The 15,825-nt window shown below is 37.9% G+C and carries 15 protein-coding genes; 9 read left to right on the top strand and 6 right to left on the bottom strand.

Features of this window, described 5'->3' with window-relative positions; all coding sequences use genetic code 11:
• The first annotated feature begins 14 nt into the window (after positions 1-14).
• Positions 15-3,236, top strand: a complete 3,222-nt coding sequence (locus KO505_RS10225) for an efflux RND transporter permease subunit (protein WP_216055349.1) — start codon at positions 15-17, stop codon at positions 3,234-3,236.
• Between the two features lie 81 nt (positions 3,237-3,317).
• Positions 3,318-3,581: a hypothetical protein gene (locus KO505_RS10230; protein WP_216055465.1), complete on the top strand. Its 264-nt coding sequence runs from the start codon at positions 3,318-3,320 to the stop codon at positions 3,579-3,581.
• 95 nt (positions 3,582-3,676) lie between these two features.
• On the opposite strand, the gene KO505_RS10235 is transcribed toward KO505_RS10230, so the two are convergent.
• From KO505_RS10235 to prlC, 6 genes are all read right to left on the bottom strand, one after another.
• Positions 3,677-4,072, bottom strand: coding sequence for a DUF4019 domain-containing protein (locus tag KO505_RS10235; protein ID WP_216055350.1), 396 nt, complete (start codon positions 4,070-4,072; stop codon positions 3,677-3,679).
• 54 nt (positions 4,073-4,126) lie between these two features.
• Positions 4,127-4,366, bottom strand: coding sequence for a cysteine-rich CWC family protein (locus KO505_RS17410; protein WP_216055351.1), 240 nt, complete (start codon positions 4,364-4,366; stop codon positions 4,127-4,129).
• A 51-nt stretch (positions 4,367-4,417) separates the two neighbouring features.
• A complete protein-coding gene (locus tag KO505_RS10245; RefSeq protein WP_216055352.1) occupies positions 4,418-4,891 on the bottom strand; it encodes a peroxiredoxin in 474 nt (157 codons plus the stop codon).
• 55 nt (positions 4,892-4,946) lie between these two features.
• Positions 4,947-5,645, bottom strand: a complete 699-nt coding sequence (locus KO505_RS10250) for a class I SAM-dependent methyltransferase (protein WP_216055459.1) — start codon at positions 5,643-5,645, stop codon at positions 4,947-4,949.
• Between the two features lie 82 nt (positions 5,646-5,727).
• Complete coding sequence (locus KO505_RS10255; RefSeq protein ID WP_216055353.1) at positions 5,728-6,447, bottom strand: DNA-3-methyladenine glycosylase I; 720 nt, start codon at positions 6,445-6,447, stop codon at positions 5,728-5,730.
• A 113-nt stretch (positions 6,448-6,560) separates the two neighbouring features.
• A complete protein-coding gene (gene prlC, locus KO505_RS10260) occupies positions 6,561-8,612 on the bottom strand; it encodes an oligopeptidase A (RefSeq protein ID WP_216055354.1) in 2,052 nt (683 codons plus the stop codon).
• Between the two features lie 222 nt (positions 8,613-8,834).
• On the opposite strand from prlC, the gene KO505_RS10265 reads away from it, so the two are divergent.
• The 7 genes from KO505_RS10265 (at position 8,835) to KO505_RS10295 (ending at position 15,665) form a co-directional block, all read left to right on the top strand.
• Positions 8,835-9,485: a thiol:disulfide interchange protein DsbA/DsbL gene (locus tag KO505_RS10265; protein ID WP_216055355.1), complete on the top strand. Its 651-nt coding sequence runs from the start codon at positions 8,835-8,837 to the stop codon at positions 9,483-9,485.
• Between the two features lie 154 nt (positions 9,486-9,639).
• A complete protein-coding gene (gene gorA / locus KO505_RS10270) occupies positions 9,640-10,992 on the top strand; it encodes a glutathione-disulfide reductase (RefSeq protein WP_216055356.1) in 1,353 nt (450 codons plus the stop codon).
• Positions 10,993-11,193: 201 nt separating this feature from the next.
• Positions 11,194-11,691: a hypothetical protein gene (locus KO505_RS10275; RefSeq protein ID WP_216055357.1), complete on the top strand. Its 498-nt coding sequence runs from the start codon at positions 11,194-11,196 to the stop codon at positions 11,689-11,691.
• 210 nt (positions 11,692-11,901) lie between these two features.
• Positions 11,902-13,890, top strand: coding sequence for an LTA synthase family protein (locus KO505_RS10280; protein WP_216055358.1), 1,989 nt, complete (start codon positions 11,902-11,904; stop codon positions 13,888-13,890).
• 92 nt (positions 13,891-13,982) lie between these two features.
• A complete protein-coding gene (locus tag KO505_RS10285) occupies positions 13,983-14,345 on the top strand; it encodes a DUF1304 domain-containing protein (RefSeq protein WP_252731742.1) in 363 nt (120 codons plus the stop codon).
• A gap of 370 nt (positions 14,346-14,715) precedes the next feature.
• Positions 14,716-15,267 carry a DUF1569 domain-containing protein gene (locus KO505_RS10290; RefSeq protein ID WP_216055359.1) on the top strand — a complete coding sequence of 184 codons (552 nt, stop codon included), beginning with the start codon at positions 14,716-14,718 and terminating at the stop codon, positions 15,265-15,267.
• Between the two features lie 98 nt (positions 15,268-15,365).
• Positions 15,366-15,665, top strand: coding sequence for a hypothetical protein (locus KO505_RS10295; RefSeq protein WP_216055360.1), 300 nt, complete (start codon positions 15,366-15,368; stop codon positions 15,663-15,665).
• Positions 15,666-15,825 lie beyond the last annotated feature (160 nt).

The raw sequence follows: 15,825 nt of genomic DNA on the forward strand, positions 1-15,825 counted from the left end.
TTGAGGTGATCACTATGGGAATTTCAGGCCGTATCGCGAGACTATCGCAAAATAATCCAATTACCCCTTTGTTTGCAATCATGATTGTGATTTTGGGGTTAATCGCCATTTTAATTACCCCTAAAGAAGAAGATCCACAAATTAACGTCACTATGGTGGACGTATTTATCTCGGCACCTGGTTTAAGTAGTGGTGAGGTTGAGCAACAAGTTTCCATTAAAGCTGAAAATGCCATGTCCCAAATGGCAGGCGTAGAACATGTTTATAGTGTATCTATGCAAGGTCAATCAGTGGTCACTGTGCAATTTAAAGTGGGAATTAAACGTCAAGAGGCCTTAGTCAAAACTTGGAATCAAGTCATGACCGAGTTGCATTGGCCACAGCAGTATGGTGTCGGTCAAACCGCAGTAAGAGCACGGGGTATTAACGATGTCCCCATTGTCAGCCTCACCTTTTGGAGTGACGATGTTACAGTTAGCCAATCACAATTAGGCCAAGTTGCTACTTCAGTTAGCCAAGTATTACAGCGTGTAGAAGGTAGTCGTAACATTGAAGTAACAGGTTATGCTGAGCACGCAGTGAATGTAAAAATTGATCCCGTGAAAGCCGCTGCCTTTGGTGTAGATATACGTGCCGTTTTAGGTGCGATGCAGCAGTTTGGTGGTCATTCTCCTGAGTTACCAATACAAAGTGGCAATAAAGATGTGATCGTTGCGATTGGTCAGTTCTTAACAAATGAACAAGACGTAAAAGACCTAGTGATCTCGGCGCAAATAGACTCTCAGGGTTCTAAGTTAGTTTATTTACGTGATATTGCGGATGTGAGTTTATCGAGTATTAAACCAACGAGTTATGTTCAAATGGGATTTGGTAAAGGCTCAGATCAAAACACCAAATTACACTCAGCAGTGACATTAAGTGTTGCTAAACAAGAAGGCCGGAACGCCATTGATGTGGCTAATGCCGTGTTAGACACAGCACAAACACTGAAAGGCAAAGTGATCCCAGATAATATTCAATACAGCGTTACTCGCAACAGTGGATTAACCGCACAACAAAAAGCCAACAAGTTAATTCAAAAGTTATTATTCGCCACTATGGCTGTGGTTGTTTTAGTTTTGTTTGCTTTGGGTAAACGTGCTGCCATTATTGTTGGCTTAGCGGTTGGTTTAACGCTACTGATAACTTTGTTTTCTTCATGGGCTTGGGGTTTTACCTTAAATAGAATTTCTTTATTCGCCCTTATATTTTCAATCGGTATTTTGGTTGATGATGCCATTGTTGTCGTGGAGAACATTCACCGACGACAACAGTCACACCCAGATGAGTCACTAACCACGTTAATACCAAAAGCTGTTGATGAAGTGGGCGGTTCAACCATATTAGCCACTTTTACGGTTATCGCAGCCTTATTACCTATGGCGTTTGTTTCTGGCTTAATGGGCCCTTACATGAGCCCAATTCCAGTCAATGCCAGTACCGGTATGCTGTTATCGCTGATCATTGCATTCACCATTACCCCTTGGTTAGCAGTACGTTTATTAAAACATCACAACACAAAACAAGATGCTAATGAAAAACCGGCTCCATCCCATGATGAATCTGATGATGTTATTGGCAAATTTGCAGGGAAGGTTCTAAGCAGATTTATTACCTCTAAAAATGCTTTAGCAAATCAGTGGAAGTTATTTGGTGTGATTGTGTCATTGATGGTGGCCGTTATGGTATTGCCTACTTCCGGTTTAGTGTTATTAAAAATGCTGCCGTTTGATAACAAGGCGACCATGGAAATTGCCGTTGATATGCCAGAAGGCACAACTGTTGAAACCACCTTAGCAGCATTGCAAGAGCTCTCATCTGTGTTAGCTGTACAAGAGTATGTTGTTGACTATCAACTGTATGCGGGTACTTATGCTCCTATAACCTTTAATGGTTTGGTACGTCAGTATTATATGCGTGAAATGTCTCATCAAGGTGAGATCACATTACGTATTGTTGAAAATAATGAACGCAGCTCTCTTGGTGAAAATATGGGCAGCCATGATATAGCCAAACAAATTCGTAATTTGTTGTTACCTGTTGCCAATAAGTTAAATGCCAATTTTAAAATGGTCGAGGAACCTTCAGGCCCTCCTACTTTGGCGCCAATAGTGGCGGAGGTGTATGGGCCAGACCAAGCCAGTCGTGAAAATACCGCAAAACAATTATTGCACGCCTTTAATAACACTAACGAAGTTGTCGATACTGACACTTCTATTGCAGCTCAACAGCTAAAATGGAAAGTGGTGATTGATGAATCCCGTGCTCAACAACTAGGCATAGTTAAAGCCGACGCTCAAAATATGCTTTATCAGTTATTGTCAGAGCAGCCGGTAGGCTACTTACACGACCGATTAGGCAATACACCAACACCTATCATAATGTCTGCCAACAGCCCTTATAAAGCCGATGTAAAGGCTTGGTTAAATACTAAGATGGCTAATATTAATGGCAAATTAATCCCATTAAGTGAATTCACTCAAGTGATTAAAGCTGTACAAGATCAGCCTATTTATCACAAAAACTTACGTCCGGTTATTTATGTTGTAGCCGATATGGCTGGAAATACAGACAGTCCGTTATATGGCATGTTTGAAGCTGGCGGCGCTTTCTCAGAACAAAACCCTGATACAGATATCTTTTACACTCAAGCGCCAGATACGCCTTACACCAATGCAATAAAATGGGATGGAGAGTGGCAAATAACCTACGAAACATTCCGTGATATGGGTATCGCTTATGGGGTTGGTTTGTTACTTATTTACTTATTAATTGTCGGCCAGTTTAAAAACTATCGTTTACCATTAATTATCATGGCGCCAATTCCATTAACTATTATCGGCATTTTCCCTGGTCATTGGTTATTGGATGCTAAGTTTACGGCTCCTTCTATGATAGGCATGATAGCACTGGCAGGTATTATCGTCCGGAACTCAATTTTGTTAGTCGACTTTATTGAGCAGCAATTAGCCCAAGGTGTGGACTTAAAAGATGCAGTTGTGGCATCTGCTCAAATGCGTGCAAGACCTATAATATTAACCGCGTTAGCTGCCATGATAGGCGCGTTGTTTATCTTGTCAGATCCAATATTTAAGGGATTAGCCGTCTCATTAATCTTTGGTATGGCGGTATCGTCAGCACTGACCTTGTTTGTTATTCCTATTGCTTATTACAGAAGTAAAAAAGACAAGATTTAATAAGGTCACACATAACTACGGCCACTTGATATATCCATTTAGCCCCTCACCTCATTAGTATAAATATAATAGGTGGTGTAAATGGATTTATTGAGTGGTGCTAAAATTGAGAGTTTTTTTAACTATTTTTTATTAGTGTGTTTTGCTGTTTTTGTCGTGCAAATTTTGTATTGGTTGGTACTCTGGAGCAAAAAAATGTCAAAAGGGGCTTTGATATTTTTGACTATCTTTCCGGTAATTTCGATTTTTCCAATACCACATCAAGAAATCAAAAAAATTGAAAACATTAAACAGGAACACATTAAGAAAAAAGAAGAAAACGCAGTGCCACTTGACGATGAATGATCAACAGTGTGCATTTAACTTCTATAACCCACTGGATTCTTACACCCATTTACTCATTGCTGAATTCAACTTAAATTCAGAATGAAATAAACCAACTATTTAATAAAGTAACCAATAGCACGCCATTGTCCGTCAGTTTTAGTTAAGGTGAGTGTTTCTATAGCGTCTTTTTTAAATTCAAAATCTGTTTTAAATTGCAGTACCACGTATTCACCATCTTCAACACCAGGTAAAGATGTAAATGCTTTTTCTCCTAATGCCACTCTAGATTTAACATCGCCTAAAGGTGCTCGTGCATTATTCAGCGCAACTTCCCATTTACCTATCGTTAGCTGTGATTGGAATATTTTATCTGCCAATTGCCAGCTTTCTGCATAGTCGCCATTATCGATAATACTTAACCAATGCATTGATGCTTCTGGAGCCTTAACTTGCTTGGCATTCACGACTAATGCAGTAAACAGCGCCACGATATATAAAAATGTTCTCATTTGAATTCCTTGAAATTTAACTATCGGACTCTTTACTAAGGCTAATTAAGCTCATTATCGTGAAATTATAAAACTTGTCGCGCAAGCCTGACAAATACAAGATTTGTTTTTTTCAGTATCTGGGACTTGTTGTAATAACTCAGGTGGGAATTGTAATTTAGGGTTTTGACACCAACAGGTTTGTTTCGTTTCTGGGTCGCAAACTAGAGAGTCGTTCACTAGATTGCCACAAGCATTGTCTTTAGCGCATAAAGGGCATAATTGTGGATTAACTACCTGTACTGATTGACTCACACATGCCTCTTTAAACGCTAATTTATCTAATTGTTAACTGATGTTTACCTATTAAAGTAAAGCTAATATCGTTTCAGCATCACTTACTTCAAACTGTTTAGGCTCTTCAACGTTAAGTACTTGCAACATGCCATCATCAACAACCATTGCGTAACGACGAGAACGAGTTCCACCAAAAATGCCGGTTTCAGCTTCTAAGCCGATTGCTTTAGTGAAGTCTGCGCCACCATCGGCTAGCATAATAATATTTTCTGCGTTTTGACTTTTACCCCACGCATCCATAACAAAAGCGTCGTTTACTGATAAACAAATAACAGTATCTATTCCTTTAGCGATGAACTTATCATAATTTACCACATAACCTGGAAGGTGAGTGTTTGAACAAGTTGGTGTAAATGCACCAGGGACGGCAAACATAACCACTTTTTTACCAGCAAATAACTCTTCAGTTGTTGCGGTGATCATTTCACCCTCTGCAAAATACTGAAACTCAACACTTGGTAGCTTACTGTTTACATCTATCATCTAACTTCCTATATTTCTTATTATTTTCTATATTCTTCGTTGAATAACAGCCAATTTATACCATGGCTGCGTTAACATATACATCAAATCTATTCTTTTTGGTTTTAATTTGCGTGCTAGGCTGCTGTGTATTTAAGAATGGAGCGTAGTCTGGACGTTTCACTACCACTCTCTTTTTAGCCAAGGTTATTGCACTTGGCAGTAACTCATCTGCATCATCATCTGTCCCAACAAACGTCTGAAACAGCGCCATGTCTTTTTTTACCGCCGCCGATTTTTCTCTATGTGGAAACATAGGATCTAGATACACCACATCTACGTCTTGTTTATTCGATATAGCTTGCGTTAATGCTTGTTGTGCAGGGGCATGAATCAGACTCATACGCTCCTCAAACCAAGGTAAATGAGTTGATGTTTTCGCACGGCGAAAACCATCAACCAATAATGCATAGATAGGTTGTTGGCGTTCAACTAATGTAACTTCACAGCCTAAGGAAGCCAATACAAACGCATCTTTACCCATACCGGCAGTAGCATCAAAGACCTTTAACGAGGACTTTGACAAATCTACTTTATTTAACCCTACCGCTTTAGCGATAGCTTGGTTTTTACCACCACCGAATTTTTGTCTATGAGCATTTGCCCCCTCAGCAAAGTCGACAAATATTTTGGTTTTACTGTCTCGGGTTAAAAACAGTTTGTCGTCGTCAAAAGCGATATGTAATGACGGATCATTCGGGGCCTTGTTCGCCATAATCCAACCAAACTGTTCAGCTAGGTCGATTATTTCCAACGGCGCGGTACGCCAATTAACAAACTGTAAGGTGTTTGATTGATCAGCTGCCATCAGTGACTACGCCTACAAAATTATCTCCCACAGAAAACGACAATACCCGGCTTAATGTTTGATAAGCATAACCTGTTTGTTGCTGCCAAATATCAAAACATTGTTGCATGGTTTGTTGGCTTTTTTTACTGCTTACGCCACCATCAATATGTTTGTAAGCTCTGAAGTAAGCTTCATTGTCTTGGCTAATTAAAAAGGTATCAAAGCCCATTCTACGTAATGCATAAGGGCCGGTATTACCACCAAGGCGTGAACCGTGTTTTTTAAGAAACGCCCACAACCCTATAATGTCGTGTTTTGGCCAGTTTGCAATGAACTGTCCAAATGACCCGTGTTCAGTGGCTATTTCGAATATCATTTGAGCATTGTCTTTGATGGTCATGACTTTTTTGCCATTACGAATAATGCGTTCGTCTTTGCATTTAGACTCCCACATGTCGTCAGACATCATTAACATTTTTTCAATATCAAAGTTAAAAAACACTTCTTCAAAGCCCGGCCATTTTTGTTCGACCACACGCCAAACAAAACCACTTTGGAATATTTGTTTGGTAAATGCCGCTAGCCACATAGAATCTGGGATTTGAGCGAGTTCGTCTTGGCTAAAGGTTTGCCCCGCCATATCTAACACAAAGCTTTTATCGCCTTTGCGTTCAATGGCTCGGTGTAATATGTCAGAAAAAGGCTCTAAGTTTTTAATTTCGGTCATAGGTTTCGGTCAATTAATTAACGTATAAAATGCAAAACTCCCACGTTGTCATGGGAGTTTAATTAACAAACAATATGTGTCGCTTTAACTCTGTGTAAGCTACTTTATAGCAATTAAGCCGTAATACCAGAGTGACGTAAAAGGGCGTCTATTTGCGGTTCACGACCACGGAATGATTTAAACAATTCCATAGGTTCGGCACTGCCCCCTTTCTCTAATATACAATTTAAGAATTGCTCACCGGTATTAGGATTAAAAATACCTTCTTCTTCAAACTTAGCAAACGCATCAGCAGATAGAACTTCAGCCCATTTATAGCTGTAATATCCTGCTGCATAACCGCCTCCAAATATATGACTAAAGCCGTGCTGAAAACGATTAAACGCAGGTGGTTTAATCACTGCAACTTTATCACGTACATCATCTAAGATTTCTTGCACGTTCGCGCCGGTTTCAGGGTTAAACTCGGCATGAATACGGAAATCAAACAAACTAAACTCTATTTGGCGTACCATCATCATGGCCGATTGGAAGTTCTTCGCCGCTAACATCTTATCTAACATGTCTTTTGGCAAAGGTTCGTTCGTTTCAAAATGACCAGATATAAACTGTAAAGCTTCTTCTTCCCAGCACCAGTTTTCTAAGAACTGACTTGGTAATTCAACCGCATCCCAAGCTACACCATTAATGCCCGATACCGCAGCTTCATCAACTTGTGTCAGCATATGGTGAATACCATGACCAAACTCATGGAACAAGGTGATCACTTCGTCATGGGTAAATAACGCTGCTTGATCGCCAATAGGCTGATTAAAGTTACACGTTAAATACGCCACAGGGGTTTGCAATGAACCATCAGCTAATAACGCACGACCTTTGCAGTCGTCCATCCAAGCACCGCCACGTTTTTTCTCACGAGCGTATAAATCTAAGTAAAAGCTACCACGGTAGTTATTTTCACTGTCGTGGATATCAAAAAAGCGTACATCTTTATGCCAAGTATCTACACCCTCTTTTTGCTCAGTTACCGTAATTCCAAACAGCTTATTGACTGTGGTAAACAAACCTGACAATACGCGGTCTTCTGGGAAATAAGGACGTAACGCTTCATCTGATATTGAGTATTTTTGTTGTTTTAGTTTTTCACTGTAAAACGCATTATCCCACGGGTTTAAACTAGAAACGCCATATTCCGTTTGGGCAAATTCGGTTAACTCGGCAAAGTCTTGTTGGGCTTGAGCATGTGATTTTTCTGCCAATTGATCCAAAAAGCCAATCACTTGCTGAGTGTTTTCAGCCATCTTAGTTGCCAGTGATTTATCCGCATAGGTATCAAAACCAAGAAGGTTAGATACTTCATGACGTAATGCTAATAACTGGTCAATGATCTCTGAATTATCAAACTCACCGGCATTTGGCCCTTGGTCTGATGCACGGGTAGAAAATGCAGTGTACATTTCTTGGCGTAATTCACTGTTTTCCGAATAAGTCATTACAGGCAAGTAACTTGGGAAATCCAAGGTAAACAACCAACCGTCTAATTCTTTCATTTGTGCCATTTGTTTAGCCGCGGCTATGGCTGAATCAGGTAATCCTGCTAATTCAGATTCATCTGTGATCAGCTTTTGCCAAGCACTTGTCGCATCTAATACGTTGTTACTAAAAGTTGAACTTAACTCAGAAAGTTGTGTTTGGATCTCACCATATCTTTGTTGTTTGTCAGCATCTAAATCAATGCCTGATAATTTAAAATCACGTAATGCATTGTTAATTACTTTTTGTTGGGTGGCATTAAAAGACTCAAACGCCTCTGATTCAGATAACGTTTTATAGGCCTGATATAAGCCTTTATGCTGGCCCACCCAAGTAGAATATTCTGTTAATAACGGTAGACATGACTCATATGCTTCACGGTGTTCATCACTGCTTAATACTGAATTTAAATGCGATACTGGCGACCAAGCTTTACTCAGCTTGTCATCAACTTCATCGATTGAAAGTACTAAGTTTTCCCATGTTGGTGTCGTTTGTTCAACAGCTGTTTTGATCACTGTTTTACATTCTGCAATTAACTGCTCTATTGCAGGTTTAATATGTTCAGGTTTAATTTTTGAAAATGCAGGCAAGTTGAGGTTAGCGAGTAGCGGATTGTTTTGTTCAGACATGAGTTCTCAATAATTTACGATTATTTTGATAATTAACAGATTAATAGTATCACACACAAGCTTTTACAAGGGTAAGCAGCTACATACCGAGAAAAAGATTAACTGTGTTTAGTTAATCATCAAATTTTATCAATACTTTATAGTAATTTAACTTTTACTTGAATTTTAAGTGAGTAAAACCTCTAATGAAACATCAACCGTTATTCATGCAAAGGATCTAATGTGAAATCGAAAATTGTCTTCTCATCACTCGTGTTATTAACGAGTTTTTTATTATTTAACCCAGTATTTAATATTGCTCAAGCAGCTCAATTTGAATTGGGCGAGCATTACGTAGAAGTGAAAGGCATCCAATCTACCACGCCGCAAGTGACTGAATTTTTCTCCTTTTATTGTCCACACTGTTACAAATCTGAACCCTTTATGCATAAGGTAAAAGCGTTATTACCTGACCCTAACCAGTTTATAAAAAATCACGTTGATGGCATGCCTGGTAGAAAAATTGAAATTGAACATTTGTTAACAAAAGCGTTAATTACCGCTGATTTACTCAATGTTAAAGAGACAATTGTGCAATCTATTTTTTCGTACATTCACCAAGGCAAGGCGGACTTTTCTGAATTAAAAGATATTAAAAATTTGTTTTTATTAAAAGGCGTCGATAGTCAAGAATTTGATAAAACATTCGGTAGTTTTAATGTCAACATGGCGGCAAATACTATGCGCAATAAAACTGACCTGTTACGAAAACAAGGATTTACTAAAGTCCCAACATTGATCATAAACGGTAAATACAAACCTAATACTGAATCTCTCAAGTCTATGGATGAATACTTAGAATTAATTGCATTTTTATTAACTAAAACCGCTTAATTTGAATTTTTATTAGTAAAAGTAAGGTCTGCTGTTAACAATTATTAAATTACCGATTAACCACATCGACTTTTTTAATTTGGTTTTCTATGGGTTAACCCATACTCTTACTACATTGTCCTTATTATTTTAATTCAAGACTGGAACTCATTACATGACACAACATTTTGATTACATTGCCATAGGTGGCGGAAGTGGCGGCATTGCATCAGCTAATAGAGCATCGATGCGCGGTGCAAAAGTAGCATTAATTGAAGCTAAACACATGGGCGGCACTTGCGTAAACGTAGGTTGTGTTCCTAAAAAAGCCATGTGGTTTGGCGCTCAAGTCGCTGAAGCTATTCATAAATACAGTGCAGATTATGGTTTCGATGTCACCGTTAATAAATTTGATTGGGCTAAATTAGTAGAAAGTCGCGAAGCTTACATTAAACGTATTCACGGCTCTTACGACCGAGTTTTAGCCAATAATAATATTACTGTAATTAATGGTTTTGCTAAATTTGTGGACGCTAACACCGTAGAAGTGGATGGCGTGCAATACACAGCCGATCATATCACTATCGCAACAGGTGGCAGCCCTACTTGGCCAAAAATCGAAGGCGCTGAATTAGGTATCGATTCAAATGGCTTTTTTGCCTTAACTGAGCAACCTAAACGTTGTGTGGTGGTTGGTGCAGGTTATATCGCAGTTGAACTCGCTGGTGTATTACATAGCTTAGGTACTGAAACTAAATTAGCCGTGCGTAAACACATGGCATTACGTAACTTTGACCCTATGTTGTCAGAGACGTTATCGGAAATGATGCAAGAGGAAGGTATTGAACTTCTTGCTAATAGCACACCATCAAAAGTTGTTAAACAAGCCGACGGGAGCTTGGTTCTTCATTTTGAGAATGGAACGTTTGTTGAAACTGACTGTGTTATATGGGCAATTGGTCGAACACCAGCCACTGACAATATTAATATTGAGTCGACGGGTGTCGAGCTTGATAGTCGTGGATATGTTCCAGTTAATGAGCATCACGAAACTAACGTGAAAGGTATTTATGCACTTGGCGATATAATTGGTAAAATCGAATTAACCCCTGTTGCTGTGAAATCTGGCCGTATATTAGCCGAACGTTTGTTTGGTGGTATTACTAATGTCGTTATGGATTACACTAACGTACCAACCGTAGTATTTAGCCATCCAGCCATTGGTACTATGGGCTTGTCTGAACCTGAAGCGATTGCTGAATTTGGTGAAGAAAACGTAAAAGTCTATACCTCTAGTTTTGCCGCTATGTACACCGCCGTGACTGAACATCGTCAAATGACTAAAATGAAATTAGTGTGTGCTGGAGACAATGAAAGAGTAGTGGGTATCCACGGTATTGGTCTTGGCATGGATGAAATCCTACAAGGATTTGGCGTAGCTATGAAAATGGGCGCAACCAAAGCAGACTTTGATGCTTGTGTAGCGATACACCCTACGTCAGCCGAAGAATTTGTCACTTTACGTTAAGTAATAGTTAACTATTTCAAAGTAACAAATTGGAAGCCTAATAATGCTCAAACATTATTAGGTTTTTTTTATGCCTATAATTCAACAAGATACTCATAATACATTATTGCCATATTAAGTTAGGTAGGGTTAGTATAGGTAAATGAAGCTCATCTGATGGCTTATCCACTAGGAATACACTCTATTTTAAGGAAGAAATACATGCGAATTACACTTTTACTTTTGCTCACCCTTTTTCAAAACCAAGTTAGCGCAAAAGACTTTGATTTATCTTTAGGATTTGGCACCCCATATTTCCTACTTACCGAAGTTTCTACAGTTATCTCTGATGATTATAGAGCTTATGTAAATTACAAAATGGGACTAGATAATGGCGTTTCTATAGGTCTCGAAAAAGCAATCATAAATAATAGCCATTTAATTGGACTATTTGCAGGTGCAGTTGGCACTCAGGCTCCTGATTGCTATGAAAATGAGACTTACACAGACTTTGATGGTGCTCTTAGTGATGTCGTTAAATGTGCTTTTGGTGTCATTGCCCAAAAGACCTTAAACGGTGTTGGTGTTTCATACAGTTACGCTAATAATGGGATAAATAACTCAGGCTTCATTATAAAATTTGATGTTGGCACAGGAACCAATTCCTATACTGACGGTTATCAGTCATCTGCCGGAATTGCTTTAATGTATAGTTTCTAAATATTAAAATATAAGTACATGTCTATAGGAAGTATTCGATTTTTATAGCCATCTAATTTACCTGAGAGCTAAAGCCTAATTATGAATAATCATCATTGGGCTTTTTTGTATATTTTAATTAGTCGAATAATGAATTTCAGTTTGTATTAGGCAGTTCTTAAGTTTCATCTTTTAAATTAACCATCGTTTTTATATAGAGATTTAATAACGATGTTTAAAACTCAGTTGTATTTATTACGCCCATTCATTCTGTTTTCGTTGTTGTTGATATCTACTCTTTTGATTTCAAGAGTATGTTTAGGTTTATGGCAAATTGAGCGATTTAATGATGTCACTAGCTTTTTAACCTTACTATTTAATGGGTTGAGAATTGACTTGAGCATTTTAGGTTATGTTGTTCTTTTACCGGCATTGATTCACCCTTGGCTTATACGTACTTCCTTTAAAATCAAATGGCTTAATATTCTCAAGTACAGCTTTGGCTTTATATTTATTAGCGTTATATTTTTTGAGTTGGCTACACCGGCATTTATTAATGAATATGGTTTCCGACCAAACCGTTTGTTTATTGAATATCTACCTTACCCAAATGAAGTATTTAACATGTTAGTGAATGGTCACTTATTTACTTTAGTTACGGTTTTAATTCTATTGTTAGTGTCGTGTAAGGCTTTTTTAATCCTATTTAATACATTCATTAGTAACCACTGTCGAGTCAAAACAATCTCTTTAAGTGCAGCTTCCATTTCATTTTTACTGTTGTTTATTACTTTATTTATCTCTGCGCGAGGTTCATTTGGACACCGACCTATTAATCCCGCTCTAGTTTATTTTTCCACAGACCCTTTGATCAACTCTTTGACACTAAACTCTACTTACAGTGTTGCACATGCATTTGCACAATTAGGAGATGAAAGGAATGCGTCTAAATTATATGGAAAAATGGAAGATAAAAAAGTTATTCAATTGATTCAACAAGCAACAAGGTTAGACGCTCAATCTTTTACCTCTATAGAACAACCTTCGTTTTCTCAACGCCAGGCCAGTTACCAAGGCAAACCCAAAAATCTTGTTATTATTTTAGAAGAAAGTCTTGGCGCTCAATTTGTTTCCTCTTTAGGTGGGCTAACACTGACACCTGAGATTGATAAACTCAATCAACAAGGTTGGATGTTTAAAAACTTGTATGCGACAGGGACTCGTTCAGTAAGGGGTATCGAGGCAGTAATTACTGGCTTTACGCCAACTCCGGCAAGAGCGGTTGTTAAACTTGATAAATCCCAACAAGGTTTCTTCACTATTGCTAGTTTATTAAAAGATAATAACTACGCCACGCAGTTTATATATGGTGGTGAGAGTCATTTTGATAATATGAAAAGCTTTTTTCTAGGTAATGGCTTCACTGATATTGTTGATTTTAATGATATCGAAGATCCAAAGTTTGTGGCTTCTTGGGGAGCCAGCGATGAAGATTTATTCAACCAAGCTGACACTGAATTAACTAAGTTACATAAAGGAGATAAACCGTTTTTTAGCCTTATTTTCACTTCAAGTAACCATGACCCATTTGAAATACCAGATAATGTTGTCACTCCTATTTCCTACAGCAACAAACAATATGACCAGAAAGAGCAATTGCGCCATAAAGCAATTCAGTATGCTGACTTTGCGCTAGGGCGATTTATTACTAAAGCAAAAACACAAGACTATTGGCAAAATACTGTCTTTCTGATTGTGGCTGATCATGATGCTAGAGCTCAAGCAAGTGACTTAGTACCCATAAAAAACTTTCATATTCCCGGTGTTATTCTTAATTCTGGTAAAGCACCATTTATTGATAATCGTATCGTGAGTCAGATTGATTTAGCGCCAACCTTGTTGTCACTAATTGGTATTAATAATAATTCACCAATGTTAGGTCACGACCTCAATAATAAAAATGCATCAGGCCGCGCAATGATGCAATATGCCGACAATTTCGCTTATATGACAGGTGAGGAAGTGACCATCTTGCAACCCAACAAAGCGCCTCTAAACTTTGTTTACGATCAAGATCTTAAGACATTATCGCCAACGTCGATTAACCGTCATTTATCAGATACGGCGTTAGCACACGTTTTATGGGGAAGTTTGGCATACCAAAATGAATGGTATAGTTCAGATAACCTCACAAATACAAACTATGTAGTTACCCCCTAAATAACTCTACCTTTGTAGTAACTTGCTCTTTTATTAGTTTTTTCAAGTATTTATTGTTAACGTACCTGTTCAATTAATTGTTTGGAAAACCTATGCTCATACTGTCAATTATTCTTGTCTCATTAGTGGCCATAGAACATGTTTACATTTTAATAATGGAGATGTTTTTATGGACAAAACCTAGAACATTAAAGGTGTTTGGACTAGAACAAGAATTTGCCGAACAAACTAAGTCGATGGCGGCAAATCAAGGTTTATACAATGGATTTTTAGCGGCCGGGTTAGCTTTTGGCTTGCTGCACACTAACAATGAGTTTGGACTACAACTGCAAATGTTCTTTTTAACATGTGTATTAATTGCTGCCGTTTATGGTGGGTTAACGGTAAAACGTTCAATCTTATTTGTGCAAGGCGTACCTGCCTTTTTGGCATTGTTAAGTCTTCAGTTTATTTAATTCACATGACATTTTAAAAGGCTACCTGTGAAGTGTAATTGGGTAGCCTTGATCAATTAACGAGCTAAATTAACGGCCTAAGATATCTGTTGATTTTTCTTTTGATTTTTTAGCTGCTTTTTTCTCTTTTGCGGTTAACAGTGGTTTCTTTTTACTATTTTTCTTTGTATCTTGCCCTTTACTCATAACATTTACCTTTGATTATATGTAGATAAACCTAAAGTTAGTTGATCTAACTTGAGGGCGGAATGGCAATCTCAGACTAAGCTTGATGTTTGCTTTACTAGTATGGTCTTATTCCTCTATAACTGATAGTTATAGTTTTCATTGTTTTGACCAAGCAATCATAAATAAAAAACTAAGGGCCGTTTTGGAACGTAGACAGTTTTTAAAATCATCCGTTGTTACAGGCATTGCGATCACTGGCATAGGCAGTGCCGCGTTTTATTCCATTGATGAAATAGATAAAAATACCCTTACTGTTTCTGCTGCAATAAAAACGTTAAACAACTTACCAATTCAGGCATTAGAAAGTTCGGGACAATGGAGTGTTTATCAAATATTTAGCCATTGTGCACAAAGCATTGAATTTTCAATGTCGGCCTTTCCACAACATAAGTCCCGTTTGTTCAAAAGAACCCTAGGTCATTTCGCTTTCAGAGCTTTTGAGTCAAAAGGACAGATGACCCACAGTTTAAATGAACCGATCCCAGGCGCACCGGTTATTACCGAAAGCTTTGATCCTATAATGGCACTTAACCGTTTAATACAATCACTGATTGATTTTGATAACTACCATCAGGATTTAGCACCTCATTTTGCCTATGGTGAACTAACAAAACGGGAGTATGAAATTGCTCATGTGATGCATTTGAATAATCACCTACAAGAGATTAGGGTTAACCAATTAAATAGAACTTAACTCTATAAGAGATTTAGTTAATTACAGCGGGTAAGTAAAGCGGTCTACTCTCAACAATTGTAAACTAGATACTATCGTCACTATGAAAATGGACAGCTATGAGACATATTAATACGGTATTAACTTTTATCTTAATCATGTTATTTTTTACTACATCGATACATGCATCACCAACAAAAAACGAATTCATTCCATGTAAAAAGTTGGCGGTGGCTAGTTTAGAACATTGTCTTAAAAATGATGACCAACAGTGCTGGGCTATCTCTAAAAAGCGCTATGCATCATGTCGTAAAGACGTTATTCAATCCCACATTTCCGATTTCGATCGTATTAATGCAAAGAAAAATATAAAACCAAACATGTACAAAGCTATGACAAAAGATGGTCCCTTGAAATAACTTGAAGTTGGATTTACAACTTTTCCTGAACATTTTTTTCAAGCTGGAGTTAACATTATAAAACAAGAATCAAAAGACAATGCACTATTAGCAACTGGTTTATTAACTGAGTTTGCTTTTCTGCAATCTCTAATAAAGTCCAAAACATTGTTCGTAATGT

Origin of the sequence: Psychrosphaera sp. F3M07, from assembly GCF_018860345.1 — a bacterium.
Taxonomy (GTDB): domain Bacteria; phylum Pseudomonadota; class Gammaproteobacteria; order Enterobacterales; family Alteromonadaceae; genus Psychrosphaera; species Psychrosphaera aquimarina.

Coding starts and splice junctions, on each gene's coding strand:
- KO505_RS10295 (WP_216055360.1), top strand. CDS start 15,366: ATGAGACATATTAATACGGTATTAACTTTTATCTTAATCATGTTATTT.
- prlC (WP_216055354.1), bottom strand. CDS start 8,612: ATGTCTGAACAAAACAATCCGCTACTCGCTAACCTCAACTTGCCTGCA.
- KO505_RS10235 (WP_216055350.1), bottom strand. CDS start 4,072: ATGAGAACATTTTTATATATCGTGGCGCTGTTTACTGCATTAGTCGTG.
- KO505_RS10255 (WP_216055353.1), bottom strand. CDS start 6,447: ATGACCGAAATTAAAAACTTAGAGCCTTTTTCTGACATATTACACCGA.
- KO505_RS10230 (WP_216055465.1), top strand. CDS start 3,318: ATGGATTTATTGAGTGGTGCTAAAATTGAGAGTTTTTTTAACTATTTT.
- gorA (WP_216055356.1), top strand. CDS start 9,640: ATGACACAACATTTTGATTACATTGCCATAGGTGGCGGAAGTGGCGGC.
- KO505_RS10245 (WP_216055352.1), bottom strand. CDS start 4,891: ATGATAGATGTAAACAGTAAGCTACCAAGTGTTGAGTTTCAGTATTTT.
- KO505_RS10280 (WP_216055358.1), top strand. CDS start 11,902: ATGTTTAAAACTCAGTTGTATTTATTACGCCCATTCATTCTGTTTTCG.
- KO505_RS10275 (WP_216055357.1), top strand. CDS start 11,194: ATGCGAATTACACTTTTACTTTTGCTCACCCTTTTTCAAAACCAAGTT.
- KO505_RS10225 (WP_216055349.1), top strand. CDS start 15: ATGGGAATTTCAGGCCGTATCGCGAGACTATCGCAAAATAATCCAATT.
- KO505_RS10285 (WP_252731742.1), top strand. CDS start 13,983: ATGCTCATACTGTCAATTATTCTTGTCTCATTAGTGGCCATAGAACAT.
- KO505_RS10250 (WP_216055459.1), bottom strand. CDS start 5,645: ATGGCGAACAAGGCCCCGAATGATCCGTCATTACATATCGCTTTTGAC.